Annotated in this window: 20 protein-coding genes and 2 tRNA genes; 10 read left to right on the top strand and 12 right to left on the bottom strand. The window is 64.0% G+C overall.

Going from position 1 to position 25,360, the window contains the following annotated elements; genetic code table 11:
* Positions 1-30 precede the first annotated feature (30 nt).
* Entirely contained in the window at positions 31-1,221 is a 1,191-nt protein-coding gene (locus tag KM031_RS01985) for a phosphoglycerate kinase (RefSeq protein WP_215504049.1), read from the bottom strand.
* Between the two features lie 135 nt (positions 1,222-1,356).
* Here KM031_RS01985 and KM031_RS01980 point away from each other — a divergent pair, with 135 nt between their 5' ends.
* The 3 genes from KM031_RS01980 to KM031_RS01970 all read left to right on the top strand — a co-directional run bounded on the left by KM031_RS01980 (position 1,357) and on the right by KM031_RS01970 (position 3,551).
* The gene (locus KM031_RS01980; RefSeq protein ID WP_215504050.1) at positions 1,357-1,866 is read left to right on the top strand and encodes a peptidylprolyl isomerase; all 510 of its coding nucleotides are present in this window, start codon (positions 1,357-1,359) and stop codon (positions 1,864-1,866) included.
* Complete coding sequence (locus KM031_RS01975; protein WP_215504051.1) at positions 1,856-2,458, top strand: peptidylprolyl isomerase; 603 nt, start codon at positions 1,856-1,858, stop codon at positions 2,456-2,458. Before KM031_RS01980 ends, KM031_RS01975 begins: the two co-directional genes overlap by 11 nt.
* A 214-nt stretch (positions 2,459-2,672) precedes the next feature.
* A complete protein-coding gene (locus tag KM031_RS01970; RefSeq protein ID WP_215504052.1) occupies positions 2,673-3,551 on the top strand; it encodes a calcium-binding protein in 879 nt (292 codons plus the stop codon).
* 56 nt (positions 3,552-3,607) lie between these two features.
* Here KM031_RS01970 and tyrS read toward each other — a convergent pair whose 3' ends face one another.
* Positions 3,608-4,858 (bottom strand): tyrosine--tRNA ligase, encoded by a 1,251-nt coding sequence (gene tyrS / locus KM031_RS01965; RefSeq protein ID WP_215504053.1) that lies wholly within the window; start codon positions 4,856-4,858, stop codon positions 3,608-3,610.
* Between the two features lie 62 nt (positions 4,859-4,920).
* On the opposite strand from tyrS, the gene KM031_RS01960 reads away from it, so the two are divergent.
* Entirely contained in the window at positions 4,921-6,021 is a 1,101-nt protein-coding gene (locus KM031_RS01960) for an anhydro-N-acetylmuramic acid kinase (protein ID WP_215504054.1), read from the top strand.
* A gap of 8 nt (positions 6,022-6,029) precedes the next feature.
* Here KM031_RS01960 and rarD read toward each other — a convergent pair whose 3' ends face one another.
* From rarD to KM031_RS01930, 6 genes are all read right to left on the bottom strand, one after another.
* The gene (rarD, locus tag KM031_RS01955) at positions 6,030-6,941 is read right to left on the bottom strand and encodes an EamA family transporter RarD (RefSeq protein WP_215504055.1); all 912 of its coding nucleotides are present in this window, start codon (positions 6,939-6,941) and stop codon (positions 6,030-6,032) included.
* A gap of 112 nt (positions 6,942-7,053) precedes the next feature.
* A complete protein-coding gene (locus KM031_RS01950) occupies positions 7,054-7,548 on the bottom strand; it encodes a DUF1097 domain-containing protein (RefSeq protein WP_215504056.1) in 495 nt (164 codons plus the stop codon).
* Between the two features lie 177 nt (positions 7,549-7,725).
* The gene (gene eno / locus KM031_RS01945) at positions 7,726-9,003 is read right to left on the bottom strand and encodes a phosphopyruvate hydratase (protein ID WP_215504057.1); all 1,278 of its coding nucleotides are present in this window, start codon (positions 9,001-9,003) and stop codon (positions 7,726-7,728) included.
* A 235-nt stretch (positions 9,004-9,238) separates the two neighbouring features.
* Positions 9,239-10,132, bottom strand: coding sequence for a DMT family transporter (locus KM031_RS01940; protein WP_215504058.1), 894 nt, complete (start codon positions 10,130-10,132; stop codon positions 9,239-9,241).
* A gap of 1 nt (position 10,133) precedes the next feature.
* Entirely contained in the window at positions 10,134-10,547 is a 414-nt protein-coding gene (locus tag KM031_RS01935; RefSeq protein ID WP_215504059.1) for a Fur family transcriptional regulator, read from the bottom strand.
* A 94-nt stretch (positions 10,548-10,641) separates the two neighbouring features.
* Positions 10,642-11,433, bottom strand: a complete 792-nt coding sequence (locus KM031_RS01930; protein WP_215504060.1) for a DUF533 domain-containing protein — start codon at positions 11,431-11,433, stop codon at positions 10,642-10,644.
* A 708-nt stretch (positions 11,434-12,141) separates the two neighbouring features.
* Here KM031_RS01930 and KM031_RS01925 point away from each other — a divergent pair.
* From KM031_RS01925 to KM031_RS01910, 4 genes are all read left to right on the top strand, one after another.
* Positions 12,142-15,825: a vitamin B12-dependent ribonucleotide reductase gene (locus tag KM031_RS01925; RefSeq protein WP_215504061.1), complete on the top strand. Its 3,684-nt coding sequence runs from the start codon at positions 12,142-12,144 to the stop codon at positions 15,823-15,825.
* A gap of 141 nt (positions 15,826-15,966) precedes the next feature.
* Entirely contained in the window at positions 15,967-16,218 is a 252-nt protein-coding gene (locus KM031_RS01920) for a hypothetical protein (RefSeq protein WP_215504062.1), read from the top strand.
* 147 nt (positions 16,219-16,365) lie between these two features.
* Positions 16,366-16,442 (top strand) — tRNA-Leu (locus tag KM031_RS01915).
* 200 nt (positions 16,443-16,642) lie between these two features.
* Positions 16,643-16,716 (top strand) — tRNA-Cys (locus KM031_RS01910).
* Positions 16,717-16,768: 52 nt separating this feature from the next.
* Here KM031_RS01910 and KM031_RS01905 read toward each other — a convergent pair.
* Both KM031_RS01905 and KM031_RS01900 read right to left on the bottom strand, forming a co-directional pair.
* Positions 16,769-17,755 (bottom strand): calcium-binding protein, encoded by a 987-nt coding sequence (locus KM031_RS01905; protein ID WP_215504063.1) that lies wholly within the window; start codon positions 17,753-17,755, stop codon positions 16,769-16,771.
* An 83-nt stretch (positions 17,756-17,838) separates the two neighbouring features.
* Positions 17,839-18,303 carry an Lrp/AsnC family transcriptional regulator gene (locus tag KM031_RS01900; RefSeq protein WP_215504064.1) on the bottom strand — a complete coding sequence of 155 codons (465 nt, stop codon included), beginning with the start codon at positions 18,301-18,303 and terminating at the stop codon, positions 17,839-17,841.
* 106 nt (positions 18,304-18,409) lie between these two features.
* Here KM031_RS01900 and putA point away from each other — a divergent pair, with 106 nt between their 5' ends.
* A complete protein-coding gene (gene putA, locus KM031_RS01895) occupies positions 18,410-21,856 on the top strand; it encodes a bifunctional proline dehydrogenase/L-glutamate gamma-semialdehyde dehydrogenase PutA (protein ID WP_215504065.1) in 3,447 nt (1,148 codons plus the stop codon).
* Between the two features lie 38 nt (positions 21,857-21,894).
* A complete protein-coding gene (locus KM031_RS01890) occupies positions 21,895-22,641 on the top strand; it encodes a rhomboid family intramembrane serine protease (RefSeq protein WP_215504066.1) in 747 nt (248 codons plus the stop codon).
* A gap of 3 nt (positions 22,642-22,644) precedes the next feature.
* Here KM031_RS01890 and KM031_RS01885 read toward each other — a convergent pair whose 3' ends face one another.
* Both KM031_RS01885 and KM031_RS01880 read right to left on the bottom strand, forming a co-directional pair.
* Entirely contained in the window at positions 22,645-24,270 is a 1,626-nt protein-coding gene (locus tag KM031_RS01885) for an amidohydrolase (RefSeq protein WP_215504067.1), read from the bottom strand.
* 52 nt (positions 24,271-24,322) lie between these two features.
* Positions 24,323-25,339 carry an extracellular solute-binding protein gene (locus tag KM031_RS01880; protein ID WP_215504068.1) on the bottom strand — a complete coding sequence of 339 codons (1,017 nt, stop codon included), beginning with the start codon at positions 25,337-25,339 and terminating at the stop codon, positions 24,323-24,325.
* Positions 25,340-25,360: the final 21 nt, after the last annotated feature.

Genomic DNA, 25,360 nt, shown 5'->3' with positions numbered 1-25,360 from the left:
AGATCACTCCGCGCGGGCCTTTGCTTTCGGTCAGACGTCGAGTGCGGCCACGCCCGGCAGGGCCTTGCCTTCCATCCATTCCAGGAAGGCACCGCCTGCGGTGGAGATGAAGCTGAAGTCCTCAGCCGCGCCCGCCTTGTTCAGCGCCGCCACCGTATCACCGCCGCCCGCGACCGAGATGAGGCTGCCCGCGCGCGTCAGCCGCGCCACCGACCGGGCCGCGGCATTGGTCGCGGCGTCAAACGGCTCCAGCTCGAACGCGCCCAGCGGGCCATTCCAGATCAAGGTCTTGGCCGAGGCAAACACGGCTTCCAGCGCCGCCACCGTTTGCGGCCCGGCATCCAGAATCATCGCATCGGCGGGGCAGGCCGCCGCCGCCACGGTGTCATGCGCGGCATGGGCCTTGAACTCGCGCGCCACCACCACGTCGATCGGCAGATGGATGGTGCAGCCCGCCGCCTGCGCCTTGGCCAGAATCTCGCGCGCGGTATCGGCCATGTCGCGTTCGGCAAGGCTTTTGCCGACCTCGATCCCCTGCGCCACCAAGAAGGTATTGGCCATGCCGCCGCCAATCACCAGATGGTCCACCTTGCTGACCAGATTGCCCAGCAGATCCAGCTTGGTCGACACTTTCGCGCCGCCCACCACCGCCACCACCGGGCGCTGCGGCTGCCCCAGCGCCGCTTCCAGCGCCTTCAGCTCTGCCGCCATCAGCCGCCCCGCCGCCGCAGGCAACAGCCGCGCCAGCCCTTCGGTCGAGGCATGGGCGCGGTGCGCCGCCGAAAACGCATCATTCACAAAGACATCGCCCAGATCGGCCATGGCGCGGGCCAGCGCCGGGTCGTTCTTTTCCTCGCCCGCGTGGAAACGGGTGTTCTCCAGCAGCACCACATCGCCGGGGGCCGCTGCCGCAATCGCCTCTGCCGCAACCGGGCCGATGCAATCCGCCGCAAAGACCACCTTGCAGTCAAGCGCGCCCGCCAGCGCCGCCTGCACATGGCCCAGACTCATCTCGGGCACGACCTTGCCCTTGGGCCGGTCGAAATGCGCCAGCAGTACCACCTTGCCGCCCTTGGCCTGAATGTCCTTCACCGTCGGCACGATCTTTTCGATCCGCGTCGCATCGGTGACCACGCCATGTTCCATCGGCACGTTCACATCCACGCGCAGCAGCACCACTTTGCCCGCCAGATCCATGTCGTCGAGTGTCTTCCAGCCCATTGCAGCCTCCTCAGGGGTGTCTTTCCTCCTGTTTCCGCCGAACAGTCCCCCGCGTCAACCGATCACGCGGGTTTGCCCTTTCCCTCGGCCCGCCGCCCCATTACCTTGCGCGCCAGAACAGAGGAGACCGACCGGATGGCCGAGATCAAAGACCCCGAAAACACCATCATCATGGCGCTGAAAGACGGCGAGGTGGTGATTGAACTTCTGGCGGATGTTGCGCCGCTGCACAGCGCCCGCATGAAGGAACTGGCCCGCGCCGGTGCCTATGACAATGTGTGCTTCCACCGCGTGATCGACGGCTTCATGGCCCAGACCGGCGACGTGGAAAACGGCAATATGGAAAACAACTTCAACCTGCGCCGCGCAGGCACGGGCGGATCGAATCTGCCGGATCTGCCGGCCGAGTTCTCCAAGCTGCCGCATGACCGTGGCACGCTGGGCGCTGCCCGCTCGTCCAACCCGAATTCGGCCAACAGCCAGTTCTTCATCAATTTCAAGGACAACCACTTCCTGAATGGTCAATACACGGTCTATGGCCGCGTGATCTCGGGCATGGAATTCGTTGACAAGATCCTGCGTGGCGAGCCGCCGGCAACCCCGGATCGCATGATCTCGGTCAAGGTGGCTGCTGATGTCGCGTGAGCGGTTTGTGGCAGGCGGGCTGTTCGCGCTTGGCATGGCGGTTCTGGGCGGCTTTGCCCTGAGCCAGAGCGCCACGCCCGCACTGGCCGATGACGGCCCCGGCCCCAATCTGGTGATCGAGGTGGATGGCAGCACCAAGGGCCAGATCGTGATTGATCTGCTGCCGGATGTTGCTCCGAACCATGTGGCGCAGATCGCGGCCTTGGCCAAGGAAGGCGCTTATGATGATGTGGTGTTCCACCGCGTGATCGACGGCTTCATGGCGCAGACCGGCGACGTGCAATATGGCAAGGCCGGTGGCTCTGCCGAGGCGGGCATGGGCGGATCGTCCAAGCCTGATCTGGCGGCCGAATTTTCTTCGCTCAGCTTTGACCGGGGTGTCGTCGGCATGGCACGCTCGATGGATCCGAACTCGGCCAACAGCCAGTTCTTCATCATGTTTGCCCCGGCGCCGCATCTGGATGGCCAATACACCATCGTCGGCCGTGTGGTCGAAGGCATGGATGTGGTCGATGCGATCAAGAAGGGCGCAGGCGGCAATGGCGAGGTGAGCGCGCCGGACCGGATGGCCAAGGTCAGCCTGGTCGAATAACCGACCCTCGCACAGACAGCAGACGGCGGTCCCCCGGGGCCGCCGTTTTCATATCTGGCCTGCCCTTGGGGCAAGCAGTTTTGTTGACCTGTGCCACGGCGAGGCCTAACGTAACGGCATATGAAAAATGGAGTCTGCTATGCCAGTCTTATCCAATCTCATTTCAACGAGTGCCCTTTCAAATGCTGTCCTGTCCCTGTTCGGCGGGGTTGCCGTGCAACGCGAAGACGCGGATTCGCTCGTGTTGCAGAATGACTTCTTCAAATACGACTTCAGCGGGTCTGACTTTGACTACCGGCTGAAGGACGGGCTGGTGACGGCCTTGCTGGATGGCACCTTTACCGGGCTGACCATCCGTGAGGCCGGTTCCAACGCCCTGATCGGCAAGTTCAGCGGCCTGAACCTGTCGCTGGACGATCTGCCCAATCTGAGCAAACCCGCAGGGGCCGCGCAACTGGCGCAGATCCTTGCGGATATGGACTGGCGGGTGGCCGGCACCGTGAAGGCCAACGCGATCTTCCTCGACAATCCGCTGGGCTTCCATTCCAAAAACGGCTTTGTGCTTGACCTGCTCGGCGGCAACGACACGGCGCGCGGGGGCGATGGAAATGACCGGATCAACGCCGGATACGGCGATGATGTGATCTACGATTCCAATGGCAATGACCGGGTCTATGGCGGCGGCGGCAAGGATCGTCTGGGCGAAAGCGAAATCGCCACCGGCAATGACTCGCTGTTTGGCGGCGGCGACAATGATTTCCTGTTTGGCGGGCGCGGCAATGACCGTCTGTTCGGCGAAAACGGGAGTGATCAGCTGTTTGGCGGTGCCGGGCGGGATACCCTGTCAGGCGGGATCCGGGCCGATACACTGACCGGCGATGGCGGGGCTGATATCTTCGTCTTCGCTAGCGGGGACGGCAACGACGTGGTCACGGATTTCGATCTGGACGCTGACAGGCTGCGCGTGACCGGTGAATTTGATGTAGTCTACCGCGATGGCGATGCCATTCTGCGCTTTGCCTCGGGGCGGCTGATCGTCGAGAATGTGGCTGTGGATTCTCTGGTCATTGGCGATCATATCTTTGTTGCCTGAACTGGCCTGACAACAGACCGGGGCGCGCCACATCGCGGCGCGCCCTTTTTTTGCGCTCAGCCCAGGGTGACCAGTGCGTGGCGCTTCTTGCCCGCCGTCAGCTTCACCGGATCGACCAGATCGCCCGCGTGCAGCTTGTGCCCCGCATCCAGCACGATCTCATCATTCAGCCGCGCGCCGCCCTCCTGAATCAGCCGTTTGGCATCCTTGCCCGAGGGTGACAGGCCGGTACGCACGAACAGCTGTGCCACGGTGATGCCATCGGCCAGATCCGCGACCGATAGCGCAAGGGTCGGCAGATCATCGCCCACGCCGCCCTTTTCAAACACTTCCCGCGCCGTCGCCTCAGCCGCCGCAGCCGCATCCGGGCCATGCAGCAGCGTCGTCACCGCATTGGCCAGAATGATCTTCGCGCCGTTGATCTCGGCCCCCGCCAGCGCGCCCAGCCGGTCACATTCCTCGACCGGCAGTTCGGTATAGAGCTTGAGGAACCGGCCCACATCGGCATCGGTGGTATTGCGCCAGAATTGCCAGAACTCATAGGGGCTCAGCATCGCGCCATTCAGCCAGACCGCGCCGCCCGCCGATTTGCCCATTTTCTTGCCGTCGCTGGTGGTCAGCAGCGGCGAGGTCAGGCCAAAGATCTGCGCGTCGATCACCCGGCGGGTCAGGTCGATCCCGTTGATGATATTGCCCCATTGATCCGAGCCGCCCATCTGCAAAAGGCAACCATAGCGCCGATGGATTTCAAGGAAATCATAGGCTTGCAGGATCATGTAGTTGAATTCGAGGAAGGACAGGCTTTGTTCCCGGTCCAGCCGCGATTTCACCGATTCAAACGACAGCATGCGGTTGACACTGAAATGCCGCCCGATGTCGCGCAGGAAATCGAGGTAGTTCAGATTGTCCAGCCATTCGGCATTGTTCAGCATGATGGCCCCGTTGGGCGCATCGCCGTAATCGAGGTAGCGGGCAAAGACCTGCTTCATGCCGGCGATATTGTCGTCAATCTTTTCCGGCGTCAGCAGCGGGCGCTCTTCGCTGCGGAAGGACGGGTCGCCCACCTTGGTGGTGCCGCCGCCCATCAGGGTGATCGGCTTGTGCCCGGTCTTTTGCAGCCAGCGCAACATCATGATGTTGAGCAGGTGCCCCACATGCAGCGAGGCCGCCGTGGCATCGTAGCCGATATAGGCGGGCACGATCCCCTTGACCAAAGCCTCGTCGAGCGCCTGATAATCGGTGCAGTCGGCCAGATAGCCGCGCTCCATCATCACGCGCATGAAGTCGGATTTCGGGTGGTAGGTCATGGCGTTCTCGTGCTTTATATCAACGTGACGCATATATCTGCGGCAGAGGGCGAGGGGAAGCCATGTTGAAGGCGGGGCCGATCTGGGCGCTCGGGGCGATGTCGGGCACTTCGCTGGACGGGGTCGATGCCGCCATGCTGTTCACCGATGGCGAACGTATCCTCGAATTCGGCGAAACCGGCTATCGCGCCTATGATGAGGAAGAACGCGGGTTGATCCGCGATGCCCTTGGTCTCTGGCCCGGTGATCCGGGGGTAGAGGCGGCGGCCGAGGTGGTCGAGACCGCCCATGCCGAATTGCTGAGCCAGATTGCCGGGGCTGACCTGATCGGTTTTCACGGCCAGACGCTGGCGCATGATCCGGGCGGGCGTGGCACACATCAGGCGGGCAATGGCTCGGTTCTGGCCGAGGTGCTGGGTGTGCCGGTGGTCTGGGATTTCCGCAGCGCCGATGTTGGGCTGGGCGGGCAGGGTGCGCCGCTGGCCCCCTATTTCCACTTTGCCTGTGCCAAACGCATCAAGGCCGAAGCGCCGGTGGCCTTTCTCAATCTCGGGGGCGTTGGCAATCTGACCTGGGTCGATCCGTCCCGGTCTGCGCCGGATGCCGAAGGGGCCTGCCTTGCCTTCGATACGGGCCCGGCCAATGCGCCGGTCAATGATCTGATGCGCGCGCGGCGCGGGCTGACGCAGGATGAGGGCGGCGCTTTGGCGGCGCAGGGACAGGCTGATCCGGCGATCATCGCCGCCTTTCTGGCGCATCCGTTCTTTTACCGGATACCGCCAAAATCCTTGGACCGCAATGACTTCCACGCACTTCTTCAGGCGGTGTCGCACCTGTCCGATGCCGATGCCGCCGCCACGCTGACCCGTGCCGCCGCCGAAGCCGTGGCCCGCGGGGCCGAGCATTTCCCCTTGCCGGTGTCGCAGCTGCTGGTCACCGGCGGCGGTCGGCACAATGCCACGCTGATGGCGCATCTGGCCGCGCTGATGCCCTGCGATGTGCTGCCGGTCGAGGCGGTTGGGCTGGACGGCGATATGCTGGAGGCGCAGGCCTTCGCCTTTCTGGCGGTGCGCGTGGCGCGTGGTCTGCCAACCTCTGGCCCGACGACGACAGGCGTGGCCGGGCAGGTTGGCGGTGGGCAGATCAGCAGGCCCGGCGTCTGATCCGGCGCTTATCCCGCCGTCGCGTTGCGGCTGCGAGCAGATTGCACCATGCCGAAAGTATAGATCGCCAGCGCCGCCCAGATCATCGGGAAGGCCACCATCTTGGCTGTGCCGAACGGCTCACCAAAGACAAACACCGCCGTGAGGAAGATCATCGTCGGTGCGACATATTGCAGGATGCCGATGGTCGACAGGCGCAGCAGCTTGGCCCCATTGGCATAGAGGATCAGCGGCACCGCCGTCACGATCCCGGCCAGTGCCAGCATAAGGCTGTCAAACCCGACGCCATTCAGGAAATGACTTTGCCCGGTGGCCTGCAACCAGATCGCATAGATCAGCGCGAAGGGCAGCAGCAGCAGCACTTCCAGCATGAAGCCCTGATTGGGCCCGATGGGGAGCTGTTTCTTGAAATAGGCATAGGCGGCCCAGGTCAGCGTCATGCCAAGTGCCAGCACGGGCAGGCGGCCCGCATCCCAGGTCAGCACCGCCACGGCACAGACGGCCAGCGCAATGGCCACCAGCTGTGCCCGGTTCAGCTTTTCGCCCAACAGCACCGCGCCCAGAAACACGCTGAACAGCGGGTTGATGTAATAGCCAAGCGCGGCGTCGAGCGCATGGCCGTTCTGGATCGCCCAGACATAGATCCCCCAGTTGAGCGAGATCAGCGCCGCCGTCACCACGCCCATGCCCAACATGCGCGGATTGCGCAGGGCTGTCGCCAGATCCGCCGTGCGGCCCAGCCAGATCAGCACCAGCCCGGCCACCGGCACCGACCACATCACCCGATGGGCAATCACCTCTGCCGCCGGAATATGGGCCAGCGCCTTCATGTAGAGGGGCAGGAAGCCCCACATCACATAGGCAGACAGCGCGAATGCAAGGCCGCGCGGCGAGTCTTGGGTTTGGGGCATATCCTTCATGCGTCTTGCCTAAATCTTTGGCAGGCGCGGTGCCATGGCTATCTTGTGCCCGGCACAATTCGGCCTCGGGGGCCGGTCCGGCGCGCCCTCCCGCGCCGGATCCGTCGCGCGATCAGGCCGATTTGGCCAGCATACCGGCCAGCTTTTCAGAGACGAAGCCGAACAGATTGCCCAGCAACAGCGAGATGAACACGATCCCCGCCGCTGCGGCCACCGCCGCCGCATCGCCAATCGCCACCCCGGTCAGCAGGCAGAAGGCTGCGGTCGAGGCATAGCCATAGACCGCCGCCGGGATGGTCGCCAGAAGCGGCAGATGCGCGCCCAGCACCAGCACCACGACAGAAGTGCCGACAATCAGCGAGGTCACGATGACCGAGCCGCCCACCGTGCCCACGATCACCAGCGTGACCGCCGCCACCGCCACACCCCACAGATGGTTGATCGCGGATTTGCTCAGCCCGTCGGTCTTGCCGCCGGTGTGGTAAAAGCTGCCCCAGGCAATGAACAGCGCCCAGACCTGCAATCCCAGCCCGGTGCCCAGGCACAGCCAGGTCGCGACAGCGGCCAGCGCCCCGATGGAGATCGCCAATGCGGTGATGATATTCATGAAGTTCCTCCTCCCGAAATGCCGCTGCTTGCTGCAACGGTCCGCGCCAAGCTGGTCGAGGCGGGGGCGTGCCCGCAATGGCACTTATGTCTCTACGACGGGAACAGATGCGAACGGCACCATGCAGAACGGCGCGCCCCGAAAGACGCGCCGTGTGCAGAAAACCGTGGAAACCGATCAGGCCTTGAGGATCGACCGGCCCGCAAACTCGGCCACTTCGCCCAGCATTTCTTCGATACGGATCAACTGGTTGTATTTCGCCAACCGGTCAGACCGCGCAAGGCTGCCAGTCTTGATCTGACCGCAATTGGTGGCCACGGCCAGATCGGCAATCGTGGCATCCTCGGTCTCGCCCGAGCGGTGCGACATGACGTTGGTATACCGCGCGCGATGCGCCATATCGACGGCTTGCAACGTTTCGGTCAGCGTGCCGATCTGGTTGACCTTGACCAGCATGGAGTTAGCACAGCCCTTGGCGATGCCTTCGGCCAGACGGCGCGGGTTGGTCACGAACAGATCGTCGCCCACCAGCTGCACCTTGCCGCCCAGACGGTCGGTCAGGGCTTTCCAGCCGGCCCAGTCATCCTCGGCCATGCCATCCTCGATCGAGATGATCGGATAGTCGGCGCAGAGCTTGGCAAGATAGTCGACATTCTCGTCCGAGCTGAGCGACAGGCCTTCGCCCTTCATCTCGTATTTGCCGCCCTTGTAATATTCGGTCGAGGCGCAATCGAGGGCCAGATAGATGTCCTCGCCCGGCTTGTAGCCAGCTTTTTCGATGGATTTCAGAATGAAATCAAGCGCCACGCGGGTGGAGCTAAGGTTCGGCGCAAAGCCGCCCTCGTCACCGATGCCGGTCGAAAGACCCGCCGCCGACAGCTCTTTCTTCAGGGTGTGGAACACTTCGGCCCCCATCCGCACCGCTTCGCGGATGTTCGATGCCGCGACCGGCATGATCATGAATTCCTGAATGTCGATCGGGTTGTCGGCATGTTCGCCGCCATTGATGATGTTCATCATCGGCACCGGCAGAACCCGGGCCGAGGTGCCGCCGACATACCGATACAGCGGCTGGCCGGTCACTTCGGCAGCGGCCTTGGCCACGGCCAGCGACACGCCGAGGATGGCATTGGCCCCAAGACGGGCCTTGTTCGGGGTGCCGTCCATCTCGATCAGGGTGCGGTCGATGCCGACCTGTTCGGTCGCATCATAACCGACCAGTTCTTCGGCAATCTCGCCATTGACGGCAGCGACGGCTTCCAGCACGCCCTTGCCCATGTAGCGCGACTTGTCGCCGTCGCGGCGCTCGTTCGCTTCATGCGCGCCGGTCGAGGCGCCCGAGGGCACGGCAGCCCGGCCCATGGCGCCGCTTTCCAGCGTCACATCCACCTCGACGGTGGGATTGCCGCGGCTGTCGAGGATTTCGCGGGCGTGAATGTCGATGATTGTGCTCATGGGGGTGTTCCTCCTGAGGAAGCATGCTCTCGGCCCGGTCTTTACCTTGCGTTGCCGCATGTGGGAAGGGCGCGTTTGCGGTAGCAGGGCTTTGGGCGGTGAAATTGGCGGTGCAAGCGCCGGGTTGCGGCGTTGGGGCGGGTATAGGGCGGCGATATGCCGGTTTGATGACGCGCACAGACGCCCGACGTCCCAGCCCAACGACCGGGATCGCCGTGCCTGGCAGGATCCGGCCTCAGGCCTGAAGCCGGGCCGCCGCGCGTTTGCGCATCCGTTCACGCGCAAAGGTGTAAAGCCCAGATCCGATGATCAGCGCCGCCCCGGCAAAGGTGATGGCATCGGGCCGTTCGGCAAACACCACCATGCCGATCACCATGGCAAAGACCAGCCGCGCATAGCGGAAGGGCGTGACCACCGACACCTCGCCCACGCGCATCGCCTGCGTGATCGCCCAATAGCCCGAAATGCCGAAGAACAGTGCCCCGGCCATATAGCCCGATTGCGCCACAGTCGGCATCACCGCACCACCCGTCACCGCCAGCATCATCGCGCCCAGCAGGGCCACGGCGAAAAAGCCCCAGGCCGAGATCTGCGCCGTGGTGATGCTGCCAGGGATGCGCCGGGTGGCCACATCGCGCACCGACAGGCCGATCACCGCCAGCACCGACCAGAGCGAGGCCAGCACAAAACCGTCGAAACCGGGGCGGATGATGATCAGCACGCCGACAAAGCCCAGCAGGATCGCGCTCCACCGTCGCCAGCCGACCTTTTCGCCCAGAAACAGCGCAGCCCCCAGCGTGACGGCCAGTGGCGCGGCCTGAAAGATCGCGGTGGCAGTGGTCAGCGGTGTCAGCGCCAGCGCGGTGATGAAGCCGAATGTCCCCACCATCTCGCCCAGATTGCGCCAGATCACCGCCGGGTGCCAGGCAAGGCGCGACCAGGCCCGCGCGCCCTCCATCCTCGCCATCAGCGCAAAGACCGGCGTGCCGACCACGCCCAGCATGACAAGGATCTGCCCGGTGGGCAGATCGGCGGCGGCCCATTTGATGAACATATCTTCCAGAGCAAAGCCGCCCATCGCGGCGACCATCAGCAGGATGCCGCGCAGGTTGTCTTTTGTATCGGTCATGTCATGCTTTCTTGAGCGGCACGCCCAGAAGTTCCAGCCGATGCCCGATCAGCCGATAGCCCAACCGCTGGGCGATGCGTTCTTGCAGCTCTTCAATGTCGGGATCAATGAATTCGATGACCTGACCAGAGTTGACGTCGATCAGATGGTCGTGGTGATCGCGGTCGGCATCTTCATAGCGCGCGCGGCCATCGCCGAATTCCAGCTTTTCCAGAATCCCCGCCTCTTCGAACAGTTTGACGGTGCGATAGACAGTGGCCAGCGAAATGCGCGGGTCGATGGCGGCAGCGCGGGCATAAAGCTCTTCCACATCAGGATGATCGTCCGCCGCCCCGATGACACGCGCGACGATGCGCCTCTGTTCGGTCATGCGCAGACCCTTGGCCTCGCAGCGGGTGATGATCGTCTCGCTCATGGGCCCCTCTGATCCCGTCTTTTGCCCCGTTTACGGGATTTGCGCGGGCGGCTCCATAGGGAAAGGGAAGGGTGGTCGACCCTTCCCCCTGCGGTCAGGCGTAAAGGGGGGCCACACCGGCACTGCGGTGAATGTCATTCACCTCTTGCCGGTCCAGTTCCAGTGCCTGCGCCAGATCCTGCAAATAGCGCACCTCGCTCGGATGATCGAGCCGGATGGCGGCCAATGACACCGCATAGACCTGCGCTTCCATGCCGACGGGCACCTGCCGCACCAGTGCGTCCACATCGACCGGGGCGGCAAGCTCTTGATTAACAAAGGCGATTTCGGCATCTTCGGCCCCGTCCAGCGCCTGCATCAGCTGCGCCTTCTCCTCGGCATCCAGCACGCCATCGGCCTTGGCGGCCTGCACCATCGCGCGCAGCATCAGGGCGGCGGCCAGTTCCTGATCGCGGCTCGGTTCCTCGGGCGAAGCCTGCCCCGTCAGCGCATCATTCAGCATCGCGCCAAGCCCGCCCGTGCTGCGCGAACTCGTGCGGGTGGTTGCCGACGCCCCGCCCAGCAAGCCCCCGAGCAGCCCGCCCAACCCACCGGCGCCGCCCAGCAGCCCCTCCAGACCCGAGGGGGCGGAGCTGCGGCGGCTGGTGCTGCGGCTGGTCGTGCCGCCGCCGGTCAAACCATCCAGCAGCCCCCCCAGCCCGCCCGACATGCCGCCACCGGCCTTGCCGCCGAGCAGATTGCCCAGATCGCCCAGGCCACCGCCGCTGCGGCTGGTGCCCGCGCTGCCGCTGCTGCGGCCCGGCAGACCGTTCTGTGTGACATGGTTCACGCCCTTGGCAATCGCCACGCCGATGGCAACCTTGGCCAGAGTCTTGATCAGGCTCATCCGCTTTCCCCTTGTGATGCTGCGCGGCAGATATGCCCGCAGGAAACAGGCCCGAGACTGCGGTTTGGTTCCCGCGCTGCCAATGGGAAAAACCGGGCGCATCACTCCCTTGCCGACCGGCTGCGGGAATCAGCCCGGCGCTTGCCCGATTCTGATCCAGCCTTAGTGTCAGATTAAGGGAATGTTACTTTGCCGCCACAACAGCTTGTGTTGGCACAAAATCTGCTGGCGGCAGATCGTGGCGCATCTTCCGTTACGGCAACCGAGTTATCCCCGTTCAGGCAGGGCATGAAGCCTTTCCCGCAAATCTGCCCATTCCCTGAATATTTGCGGGGCTTTGGCCAAGGTGTCCCGCAGTTGTCCCCGAAACCATCCACAGCGGCCCGCCCGTGGTCTGAATCGATCAGAAATCATACCCCTTGTGGGTAAGTCACCCGTCAACACTAAATAGCGCGGCGGGGAGCAAATTTTCTCGTTGAATGGGGAAGAAATTTCCGACAGTTTGTCATCGCAACGACACAGCACACAAAATCTGGTGTTTTGTCGTGGGGATGCAGATCAGAATCACAAGATGCGCCGCATGTCATGCTGTGGTGCGCGCTGTCCGGCCAGACGGGCAGCGCGATGGTTCCTGTATGCCGACGCAAAGCGCGGACGAGGACAAACGGCAGGGCGAAGGCCCGCCACACACAAGGGACCTTGGGGCAGATGAAGATCGAGCGGAAGTTCACGACGGAAACCACCGGCGCTTATGGTGCCATGTCGTTCAGCACCACCCTGTCCGAAATCCGCAACCCGGATGGCAAAGTGGTGTTCCGCAACGAAGCCGTCGAAGTGCCCGAGGGCTGGAGCCAGGTCGCCTCCGACGTTCTGGCGCAGAAATACTTCCGCAAGGCCGGGGTTCCGGCCCGTCTGAAGCGCGTGAAGGAAAAGGGCGTGCCCGAGTTCCTGTGGCGCTCGGTCGCGGACGAGGCCGAGCTGGCAAAACTGCCGGAAGATCAGCGTATTGTCGGCGAAACCTCGGCCAAGCAGGTGTTCGACCGTCTGGCCGGGGCTTGGGCCTATTGGGGCTGGAAGGGTGGTTATTTCACCACCGAAGCCGACGCCCGCGCCTATTATGACGAAATGCGCTACATGCTCGCCCGCCAGATGGCGGCCCCGAACAGCCCGCAGTGGTTCAACACCGGGCTGCATTGGGCCTATGGCATTGACGGCCCGTCGCAGGGCCACTTCTACGTCGATCACGAAACCGGCGTGCTGACCAAATCGGCCAGCGCCTATGAACATCCGCAGCCCCATGCCTGTTTCATCCAGTCGGTGAAGGATGATCTGGTGGGCGAGGGCGGCATCATGGACCTCTGGGTCCGCGAGGCACGTCTGTTCAAATATGGCTCGGGCACCGGCACCAACTTCTCCAGCTTGCGCGGCGAGGGCGAGAAACTTTCTGGCGGCGGCAAATCCTCGGGCCTGATGGGCTTCCTCAAGATCGGTGACCGGGCTGCCGGCGCGATCAAATCGGGCGGCACCACGCGGCGCGCGGCCAAGATGGTGATCTGCGACATGGATCACCCCGATGTCGAAGCCTTCATCAACTGGAAGGTGATCGAAGAACAGAAGGTCGCCAGCCTCGTTGCCGGCTCGAAGATGCACGAGGCGCATCTGAACGCGATCTTCGCGGCGATCGCCCAATGGGATGGCACGGCGGAAGATGCCGCCGATGCGACCAAGAACGCGGCGCTGAAAACCGCGATCCGCGCGGCGAAAAAGTCGATGATCCCGGAAACCTATATCAACCGCGTGCTGCAATATGCGCGGCAGGGTTTCACCAGCATCGAATTCCCGACCTATGACACCGATTGGGATTCCGAGGCCTATATTTCGGTGTCGGGCCAGAACTCCAACAACTCGGTCCGCGTCACCGATGCCTTCCTGACGGCGGTCAAGGACGATGCCGACTGGGCGCTGATCCGCCGCACCGATGGCAAGGTGGCCAAGACCGTCAAGGCGAAAGAGCTGTGGGACCAGATCGGTCATGCCGCTTGGGCCTGTGCCGATCCGGGCATCCAGTTCCACGACACCGTGAACGCCTGGCACACCTGCCCCGAAGACGGCCCGATCCGCGGATCGAACCCCTGTTCGGAATATATGTTCCTTGATGATACCGCCTGCAATCTGGCGTCGATGAACCTGCTGACCTTCTTCAAGGCGGGCAAGTTTGATGCGCAGGCCTATGTGCATGCGACCCGGCTCTGGACGCTCACGCTCGAAATCTCGGTGATGATGGCGCAATTCCCGTCGAAGGAAATTGCCCAGCTTTCGTATGATTTCCGAACCCTGGGCCTTGGTTACGCCAATATCGGCGGCCTGCTGATGAACATGGGCCTTGGTTATGACAGCACCGAAGGCCGGGCGCTGTGCGGCGCGCTGACCGCGCTGATGACCGGCGTGACCTATGCCACCTCGGCCGAAGTGGCCTCGGAACGTGGCGCCTTTGCAGGCTATGCCCGCAATGCCAGCCATATGCTGCGCGTGATCCGCAACCACCGCCGCGCGGCCTATGGCCATACCGACGGCTATGAGGCGGTGAATGTGGTGCCGGTGGCGCTGGACGCCGCCAATTGCCCCGATGCCGAACTGGTCACGCTGGCGAAAGCCGCCTGGGATGACGCGCTGACCCTTGGCGAAAAGCACGGCTACCGCAATGCGCAGACCACGGTGATTGCGCCCACCGGCACCATCGGTCTGGTGATGGATTGCGACACCACCGGGATCGAGCCGGACTTCGCGCTGGTGAAGTTCAAGAAACTGGCGGGCGGGGGTTATTTCAAGATCATCAACCAGTCGGTTCCGGCGGCGCTGGAAAAGCTGGGCTATTCCAGCGGCCAGATCGCGGAAATCGTCGCTTATGCCGTGGGCCATGGCACCATAGGCAATTGCCCGGGCATCAATCACACCGCGCTGATCGGCCATGGGTTCGGCCCGCGCGAGCTGGAAAAGATCGAAGCGGCGCTGCCCTCGGCCTTTGACATCCGCTTTGTGTTCAACCAGTGGACGCTGGGCGAAGAGTTCTGCAAGGGCACGCTGGGCATCCCGGCTGACAAGCTGAACGATCCGACCTTCGATCTGCTGCGCCACCTTGGCTTCACCAAGGCCCAGATCGACGCCGCCAACGACCATGTGTGCGGCACGATGACTCTGGAAGGCGCGCCCTTCCTGAAAGCGGCGCATTATTCGGTGTTCGATTGCGCCAATGCCTGCGGCAAGAAGGGCACGCGTTACTTGTCGGTGGAAAGCCACATTCACATGATGGCCGCCGCGCAGAGCTTCATTTCGGGTGCGATCTCCAAGACCATCAACATGCCGAATTCGGCAGGCATCGGTGAGACGCTGGCGGCGTATGAGCTGTCGCACAGCCTCGGCATCAAGGCCAACGCGCTCTATCGGGACGGATCGAAACTGAGCCAGCCGCTCGCCTCAGCTCTGGTCGAGGATGACGAAGAGGCCGAAGAGATCCTGGCCTCGGGCTCGCAGCAGGAAAAGGCCATCGTGCTGGCCGAAAAGATCATCGAAAAGGTGATCGTCAAGGAAATCGTGCGCAGCCATCGCGAAAAGCTGCCCGAGCGCCGCAAGGGCTATACCCAGAAGGCGGTGGTCGGTGGTCACAAGGTCTATCTGCGCACCGGCGAATATGGCGATGGTCAGCTGGGCGAGATCTTCATCGACATGCACAAGGAAGGGGCGGGCTTCCGCGCCATGATGAACAACTTCGCCATCGCGGTGTCGGTCGGCCTGCAATATGGCGTGCCGCTGGAAGAGTTTGTCGATGCCTTCACCTTCACCAAGTTCGAACCGGCGGGCATGGTGCAGGGCAATGACAGCATCAAGAACGCAACCTCGATCCTCGACTATGTATTCCGGGAACTGGCCGTCAGCTATCTGGACCGCACCGACCTCGCGCATGTGGCCCCAAAGGGCGCCAGCTTCGATGACATCGGCGGTGGTGTGGGCGAAGGCAAACGCAGCAATGTGGAGCCGGTGAGCGAAAGCGCCGCCTCCAAATCGCTGGAAGTGCTGCGCCAGATCTCGTCGACCGGCTATCTGCGCAAGCGGCTGCCGAAGGATCTGGTGGTGCTGCAAGGCGGCATGGGCGCGACCTCGCTGGCCGGGGACAGCAGCGCCCTGTCGATGCTGCTGCCGGAAGCCGGTCTTGCCACCGGCACCCACGGCAGCACGGCCCTCAGCTCTGGCTCGGTGTCGATGGACGCGCGCACCAAGGCCAAAATGCAGGGTTACGAGGGCGAAGCCTGCGGCGAATGCGGCAATTACACGCTGGTCCGCAACGGCACCTGCATGAAGTGCAATACCTGCGGCGGGACGAGCGGCTGTAGCTGAGAACAGGGGGGAGAGGGTATCCCTCCGGGCAGTTCCGGCCCGCGCATATCCTTGGCCCCGACTGGCAAAACACCGGAAAAGCCCCTGATCAGAGGGGCTTTTTCCAGCTTTCTCACCCCGGCGCGGGCCGAAGGACATTGCATGGAACTGATCGTAGGCGCACGTCGCATCACCCCTTCGGCCATCCACCGCATTGCAGGCGGCGTCACCGCCACCCTGCGTGGTGACGCGCTGATCAGTCTGCTGGACGCGACCTTTCATGGCGCAGGCACGATCGAGCTGAGCGGCGGCGATCTTGACCGCCGCCCGATGGATGTCGCCGCCATCGAGATGACGGGCGGTGAGACGATTGTCACGCTGCTCTGCGGCGGGCCTGCGAAACCGCTGATGTAACGGCGGCTGTCTGACGCGCAGGGCATGAGACCGCATCAGCGGTCGAGTGCCGCAAGACATGCCGCGGGCTCTGCGGCTTTTGCCGTCAGCGCCGCACCCCATGCGAGGTTGAACGCCCGCCACAGGGCTGATATTGCTCGGATCCCGGGGCCCATACTCCAACCGGTAGAGAGAGTGGACTTAAACTCCATACAGTCTGGGTTCGAGTCCCAGTGGGCCTACCATATGCCTGAAAATCAGCGCCGGAAGGCAGCGGCCGTGCATCGGTTTGCGGCGCGAGGGCGATACGTCCCCGACACCCCCGTGCCCAAGGTGTTTGCACCTTTCGCACACAAAATTCATCGCATGATCAAGGCCGCAATGTTGCGAAGATATCTTGCACATGTCGCCGCCACAGTCTAAATGCTGCCTACCTTGAAGGAACGGCGGGTTGGCGGAGAGGTTACGCAGCGGATTGCAAATCCGTGAAGACCGGTTCGATTCCGGTACCCGCCTCCAAGTCTCCATCTGTGCTGCATGGCCCCCTGAAAGAGCGACCCGACACCGGGGATTAAAGGCGGATCAGCTCCACATCCGCATCCGGGCCGTTGAAGATCAGGCTGCCCTGCGCGATGTTGTCGAGGGTGATGACCACATCCAAAAAGCGCAGCTCGGCATCTCCGTTCTGATAGCGGATGTCGAACTGCACCTCTTCGGGGTCGTCGCGCGCCAGAAGAATATGGATCTTGTCGCTGCCCTGATCAAAATCGCGCAGAAGGTCATGCCCGTCTCCGGCCCGAAAGACAAAGATATCGGCACCCGTGCCCCCGGCGCAGGTATCATCGCCCCTGCCGCCGGTCAGGCTGTCGTGCCCGGTGCCGCCCCGCAGCAGATCGGCGTCGCGGCCGCCCTCCAGACTGTCCTCCCCGGCGTGACCCAGCAGGGTATCGGCCCCGCTGTCACCGACCAGCCGATCCGCGCCACCCGCGCCCGACAGGCGGTCTTCCTCCGCGCCGCCGCGCAGGGTGTCATCGCCCCGGCCCCCGAACAGCCGGTCATTGCCCACATCGCCGGTGAGCTGATCGTCCCCCGCGGCACCACGGATCGTATCCCGCCCCGCACCGCCAAAGACCAGATTGGAGCGACCATCGTCTGCGGCATGGTGCAGGGTGATGCTGTCATCACCCGCCAGCATCTGCCGCAACAGTGCCCGATCATCGGTCAGGCGGGCGGTGTTGGCGGCGGCGAAAACCGTCTCGGACCGGATCGAGAAGCCGAGGATATAGTCGCTATAGGCCACGGTGTCATAGTCAAACCAGCCGGTGAAGCGCCCGCCGCTGATGCCGCTGCCTGTGGCGCTGACGCCGGAGCCGACGAACAGCTGCTGGGGATGCAGCGGCGCGGCTGGGGCCTGAAGGAACAGCGCATCGGCAAAGCTGCGCGCGCCCACACCGATGATGTCGAAGGACATATCAATGTCATCGCCCAGTTGAACATCCCGGTTGCTGACGGTGAAGCTGCGGAAATCCTGCGGGGAAAAGAAAACGATTCTGGCCATGACCTGCCTTTTGAAAACGCGGTGCCCGAACCCTCACAGGCTACCACGCAGGCGGTTTTATAGCAAACGTGGCAGGGTCGCGGTCAGATCGGGCTTTCCTTCACCGCTTCCATCGCCACATAGGTCGAGGTGGCGGCGACATGGGGCAGGGCCGACAGCCGCTCGGCCAGAACACGGCGATAATCCTGAATATCGGCGGTGCGCACCTTGAGCAGATAGTCGAAACGCGAGGCGATCATGTGGCATTGTTCCACCTCAGGGATGGCACGCACCGCGCGGTTGAAGGCTTGCAGCGCCGCCTCGCGCGTGTCCGATAGGCGGACCTCGACAAAGGCCACATGCGCAAGGCCCATGGCGATGGGGTCCAGCAGGGCACGATAGCCGGCAATCACGCCGCTGTCCTCCAGCCGCTTCAGCCGGGCCTGGGTGGGTGATTTGGACAGGCCGATGCGGCGGGCCAGTTCGGTGGCGCTGATCCGTCCTTCGGCGGCGAGGATGCGCAGAATCGCATCATCAAAGGAATCCAGTGCGATGCGGGCGGATGGCATGATCTGTCCCCTCAATTTCAGGCGAATCGCCTGCATGTTGTCACAGGATCGGGAAAACCGCCCGCAACTTCCGCGCTATTCTTGGCGCAAATATCAGGAGGGCACCATGCCGCGCGACCATCAGGACAGCTGGACCATCATCGACACTCAAAGCCTGCGCGATGAGGCCGCATTGGTGCGCAGCCTGATCGCAGAGGCGGGGCTGGACGAGCCGACCCGCACCCGCATCACCGCCTCGGGTGCGGATCTGGTGCGCCGCATCCGCAATTCGGTGAAGCCCGGCCTGATGGAGGTGTTTCTGGCCGAATATGGCCTGTCCACCGAAGAGGGCATCGCGCTGATGTGTCTGGCAGAGGCGCTTCTGCGCGTGCCGGATGCCGAAACCATGGATGCGCTGATCGAGGACAAGATTGCGCCCTCCGACTGGGGTCGCCATCTGGGCCGGTCGGCCTCCAGCCTCGTGAATGCCTCGACCTGGGCGCTGATGCTGACCGGCAAGGTGCTGGAGGACCGCGAGCCCGGCGTCGTCGGCCATCTGCGCGCCGCGATGAAACGGCTGGGCGAGCCGGTGATCCGCACCGCCGTGAGCCGCGCGATGAAAGAAATGGGCCGCCAGTTCGTGCTGGGTGAAACCATCGAAGCCGCGATGAAACGCGCGCGCGAACTGGAGGGGCAGGGCTATACCTACAGCTATGACATGCTGGGCGAGGCGGCGCGCACCGAAGGCGATGCCCGGCGCTATCATCTGGCCTATTCCAAGGCGATCACCGCGATTGCCGCCGCCGCCCACAGCGCCGACATCCGCGAAAATCCGGGCATTTCGGTCAAGCTGTCGGCGCTGCATCCGCGCTACGAGGTTGCCAAGCGCGACCGGGTGATGGCCGAACTGGTGCCGCGCGTGCGCGCTCTGGCCGGGCTGGCCAAGGCCGCGGGCCTGGGCTTCAACATCGACGCCGAAGAGGCGGACCGTCTGGCGTTGTCGCTGGAGGTGATCGAAGAGGTGCTGAAGGATAAAAGCCTGAAAGGCTGGGCCGGGTTCGGTGTGGTGGTGCAGGCTTATGGCCGCCGGGCCGGCGCGGTGATCGACTGGCTCTATGCGCTTGCCGCCCGGCTGGACCGCAAGATCATGGTGCGTCTGGTGAAAGGCGCCTATTGGGATGCCGAGGTGAAGCGGGCGCAGGTGATGGGGCTGGAAAGCTTTCCGGTGTTCACCCGCAAACAGGCGACCGATGTGTCCTATATCTCCAATGCCAAGAAGCTTCTGGGCATGACCGACCGGATCTATCCGCAATTCGCCACGCATAATGCGCATACGGTGGCCGCGATCCTCGATCTGGCAACCGATCTGAAATCCTTTGAATTCCAACGCCTGCATGGCATGGGCGAGCGGCTGCATGACATCGTGCTGACCGACCGCAAGACTCGCTGCCGCATCTATGCGCCGGTCGGGGCGCATCGCGATCTGCTGGCCTATCTGGTGCGGCGTCTGCTGGAAAACGGGGCCAACAGCTCTTTCGTGAACCAGATCGTCAACGAGGAGGTTACTCCCGAAGAGGTGGCGGCCTGCCCGATCACCGCGATGGAACGCATGATGCCGGTGGAAAGCCCGGCCATCGCCACCGGGCCACGCCTATTTGGCCGCCGCACCAATTCCAAGGGCTGGGATCTGACCGACAGCGCCGATCTGGCCGCCATCGCGGCAGCGCGCGATCCGCACGAGACCACCATTTTTGATGCGCGCCCCCGCCTTGCCGGGTCGGTGGCCGGAGGGCAGCGGATCGAGATGCGCAACCCCGCCACGGGCGATCACGTCGGCAATGTGCTGCCCGCCAGCACGCCGGATGTGGAGACCGCGCTGGCCCGGGCGCAGATATGGGAGGCCAGCGCGATGGAGCGCGCCGCCATCCTGCGCCGCGCCGCCGATCTTTACGAGGCCGAGTTCGGCCCGATCTTCGCGCTGCTGGCGCGGGAGGCGGGCAAGTCTCTGGCCGATGCCGTCGCCGAACTGCGCGAAGCGGTGGATTTCCTGCGTTATTATGCCGATCAGGGCGAAAGCCTGACCGGCGCGCCGCGCGGCCTGTTCACCTGTATCAGCCCGTGGAACTTCCCTCTTGCCATCTTCACCGGCCAGATTGCCGCCGCTTTGGCCGCGGGCAATGCGGTGCTGGCCAAACCCGCCGAACAGACGCCGCTGATTGCGACGCTGGCGGTGGATCTCCTGCACCGGGCAGGGGTGCCGGCGACGGCGCTGCAACTGCTGCCCGGCGATGGCCCGACCGTCGGCGCGGCCCTGACCCGCGACCCGCGCGTCAATGGCGTCTGTTTCACCGGATCGACCGAAACCGCGCTGCTGATCCGCAAATCCATGGCCGATCATCTGGATCCGACCGCGCCGCTGATCGCGGAAACCGGCGGGCTGAATGCCATGCTGGTCGACAGCACGGCGCTGCCCGAACAGGCGGTGCGCGATATTCTGGCGGCCTCGTTCCAATCGGCGGGGCAACGCTGTTCGGCGCTGCGCTGCCTTTATGTGCAGGAGGATATTGCCGATCACCTGCTGGAGATGCTGTCCGGCGCGATGGACGAGCTGACGCTGGGCAACCCCTGGCATCTGGCCACCGACATCGGCCCGGTGATCGACGCCGAGGCACAGGCCGACATCCGCGCCTATATCGCGGCGGCCCGCGCCGAGGGCCGGGTGGTCAAGGAGTTGACAGCCCCCGAAGGCGGCACCTTCATCGCGCCGACGGTGATCCGGGTGTCGGGCATCGCGCAGATGACGCGCGAGATTTTCGGACCGGTGCTGCATGTGGTGCCATTCAAGGCCAGCGAGATCGACGCGGTGATCGACGCGGTGAATGCCACCGGCTATGGTCTGACCTTCGGCCTGCACACCCGTATCGACGACCGGGTGCAGCGCATCATCGAACGGCTGCATGTCGGCAACACCTATGTGAACCGCAACCAGATCGGCGCCGTGGTGGGCAGCCAGCCCTTTGGCGGCGAGGGCCTGTCGGGCACTGGCCCTAAAGCGGGCGGCCCAGACTATCTGGCGCGGTTCTCGGTGCAGTACCAACCGGCGGCCCCTGAAACCTCAACGGCGGTCGCCGCTTCCGAAGCCGAGGTCGCGCGCCAGCTTGCGGCGGTGACACCGGCTGCGGCGGCCCTGTTCACCCATGATCTGCCGGGGCCGACGGGCGAAAGCAACCGCCTGTCTGGTTATCAGCGCCAGCCGCTTCTGTGCCTTGGCCCTGATGCCGCGACGGCCCTGGCGCAGGCCGAGGCGGTGCGCCGTCTGGGCGGGCTCGCGGTCGAGGCCCCCGGCCTTGATCCGGCAGCACTGACCCGGCTGTCGAGCTTTTCGGGCGCGCTCTACTGGGGGACAGAACCGCGTGCCCATGCGCAGGCACTGGCCCAGCGGCGCGGGCCGATTCTGCCGTTGATCGGCGGGATGCCGGATCTGGCGCATGTGGTGCTGGAACGCCACGTCTGCATCGACACCACCGCTTCGGGCGGCAATGCACAGCTTCTGGCCGAGGTTTCGGGCAGCTGATGGCTTGACGGATGGGCGCGGATCGGAAAGCGTGAGCCATGTTTCCGATCCGCGACCATAACCCTTCGGGGCGCACCGCATATGTCACCTGGGCGCTGATCGCGGCCAATGTGCTGATCTTCCTTGGCTACTGGTTTACCCTGCCGGACGAGGATGCGATTGGCTGGTTCTTCTATACCTATGGCCTTGTGCCCGCCGAACTGACGCAAAGCGGGGCCTGGGGCGGGGTGCTGACCTCGATGTTCCTGCATGGCGGCTGGATGCACCTGTTCGGCAATATGCTGTTCCTGTGGATCTTCGGCGACAATCTGGAAGATCTGATGGGGCATCTGGGCTTTCTGGCCTTTTATGTCCTCAGCGGGATCGGCGCGGCGCTGCTGCAAGTGGCGATGGACCCGGTGTCGATGATCCCGATGGTCGGGGCCTCGGGCGCGATTGCCGGGGTGATGGGGGGCTATCTGCTGCTGTTCCCGCGCGCCAAGGTCGATGTGCTGTTCATCTTCATCATCTTCTTCCGCATCTTTGCGATTCCCGCGTGGATCGTGCTCGGCCTCTGGTTCGGGATCCAGATTCTGGGCGGGCTGAACACGCCCACCGATATGGGGGGCGTGGCCTATTGGGCCCATGCGGGCGGCTTTGTGTCGGGCCTTGCCATGGCGCTGATCCCCTGGGCGCGGCGCGGCGGGCCGGGGTTCTGGCGGCGGACCGAGGGCCATCCGGCGCATCCGCCGGTGGCCTATCCGCTCAACAAATCGCGGGTTCCGGTGGTGCGGCGGCAGCGCTGAGGCTCAGCCCTGCCAGATCACCTTGCCGTCACAAAGCGTCAGCGTGACGCGGGCGGCATCGGGGTGGTGCGACAGCCCGGCCAGATCGCCCGCCACCAGGATCACATCGCCCTGCATCCCCACCGCCAGACGGCCGCGCCGGGTGTCGGCAAACATGCCATAGGCCCCGGCGGCACTATAAGCGGCCAGCGCCTCGGGCAGGGTCAGCCGCTGGTCGGGCAGGTCTTCGGCCCAGAGCTGACGGGTCAGCGCGCAATGCAGGCAGAACAGCGGATCCAGCGGCGAGACCGGCCAATCGGTGCCAAAGGCCAGCGGCGTGCCCTGATCCACGATCATCCGCCACGGAAAGGCGGTGGGCCAGCGGTCGCGCCCCATGATCGTGGTCGTCGGCTCCAGCGGCAGGCCCGCGCTGCCGGGCGGATGCACCGGCTGCATCGAGGCCATGATCCCCAGCGCCTTCAGGCGCGGCAGATCGGCGGGCTGGATCGTGTCGATATGTTCGATCCGGTGGCGGCTGTCGCGCGCGCCATTCGCGGTCTGCGCCGCCTGATAACCGTCGATCACCGTCCGCACCGCGCCATCACCCACGGCATGCACCGCGATTTGCAGCCCCGCCGCATCGGCGCGGGTCGCCAGATCGGCAAAGCCCGCCGCAGAAATCAGGCGCGGCCCGTCATTGCCGGGATCGCCGGGATAGCCGCCGACCACATGCGCGGTCCAGGTGTCATAGACGCCGTCCATGAACATCTTGATCATACCGAAGGACAGCTTGCCGAGGTCGGGGCTTTGCGCCTGTGCAATCAGCGCTGCGCGCCGGGCTTCGTCCTGATCTTCGGTCAGGTTCATCGGCAGTTTGACGCGGATCGGCAGCTGGTCTGCGAGTTCAGTGAACAGCCCGGCCTGATAGAGGTTGCCATCCATGTTCACCGCCGAGGTGATGCCATGGCGCGCACAATACTCCAGCGCGCGCAGGATGGTGGCCTTGTCGCGGGCGCGGTGTTCGGGCGTGGTATGGGGCGGTTCCTGCCCGATCATCGCCGTGCTGTCGCGCCCGCCGGTCGGGGTCAGACAGCGCACCAGCTCCATCGCGGCCCCTTCGCGCAGCTCGCCGGTCGCCAAACCATCGGGGCCGAGCACAACTTCGGAGCCGGGCGGCGTTTCGGCCCCGTGCAACAGGCCCGCCAGCGTCAGGGCGGCGGTATTGGCCCAGGCGGCGTGAAAATCCGTCGAGGTGATGAACACTGGCCGGTCCGCCACCACGGCGTCAATCGCATGCCGATCGGGCCGGGTGCCGGGGCCGAGCATTTCGTAATTGGCAGCATAGGCGCAGAGGAATGCGCCGGGCGGCAGCGTGTCGGCAAAGCGGCGCAGCGCGGTGGCGAAATCCTCTGCCGTGCTGAGGCTGGCCAGATTGAGCTGCCCCAGCGCCGTGCCGCCCAGAAAGATGTGCAGATGGCTTTCGGTGAAGCCGGGCAGCAGGGTGGCCCCTTCGGCGTCCATCCGGCGCTGCGCGGGCGGCGCATCGGCATCCGGCCCGATCCAGTCGATCAGACCCGCCCTGATCGCCAGCGCCACCGGGGCCGTGCCGCCGAACAGGCGGGCGTTGTGCAACAGAAGATCAGCCGTCATGCGCCACCTCAGGCAAAAAGCCCCCCCGACGCGGGCCGGGGGGATTGGGGGGTTATTGCAGGAGCTGGGTCCAGACCTTGGTCACCAGATCCTGCGCGGCGGGCGAGCAGGTGCGCGAAAACTCGACCGGGACCGTGGGGAACAGCTCCGGCGCATTTTCCGGCGTGTATTTCGCCGTGGCGGTATCAATCGCCACCGGGGCGGAATGGCCGTAGTAATTGTATTGCATCGTCGCGTTTTCGACCTTCGACATGAAGTCGATGAAGGCTTTCGCATTGTCGACGTTCGGCGCGCCCTTCGGCACGGCAAAACTGTCAAGCCAGCCAACAAGCCCTTCTTTCGGCATGGCAAATTCGATCTTTGCCCCGTCATTCATCCGGGTTTTCATCGAATTGCCATCCCACCAGAAATGCGCCGCAACCTCGCCGCCGCCAATGCGGTTCTCGATATTGTCCGACGTATAGGCGGCCACGAAGGGCTTTTGCGCCATCAGCAGATCCAGAACCTTTTTCATTTCGGCGGAATCCTCCGAACAGAAGGGCACGCCGAGATAGAGCTGTGCCGCGCCGATCACCTCGTCGGGGTAGGACAGCGAGGCGATCTTGCCCTGAAGCTCTGCCGACGGTTCGAAATACACCGCCCAGCTGTCGACCGGGCCGGTATATTGGTCGCGGTTCACGGTGAAACCGGCGGTGCCATAGGCAACGGGAATCGAAAATTCGTTGGTCGGATCCCACCACTGGCTGCGCCATTTGACGTCGACCGCCTGATAGGCCGCCAGCGAATGGGCGTCGATATCCTCCAGCAGCCCTTCATCGACCATGATCTTCAGGAAGTGCTGCGACGGGGTGACAACATCATAGCCCGAGGCCCCGGCCTGCAATTTGGTCAGCAGATCTTCGTTGGAGTTGTAACCGTCGACATTGACCTTGATGCCGGTCTCTGTCTCGAACTTGGCGATCAGCTCGGGCGCGATGCTGTCGGACCAGACATAGAGGTTCAGCTCTCCCGCGGCCTGGGCGGCCAGCGGCAGGGTGATGAGCGTGGAGGTAAGAAGCAAGCGTTTCATGGGGATCTCCTGTTGAGATTG

It is taken from the genome of Gemmobacter fulvus, from assembly GCF_018798885.1.
Lineage (GTDB): Bacteria > Pseudomonadota > Alphaproteobacteria > Rhodobacterales > Rhodobacteraceae > Gemmobacter > Gemmobacter fulvus.
Note: the sequence above shows the minus strand (reverse complement) of the source record. Positions and strands in the feature narration are given on the sequence as shown.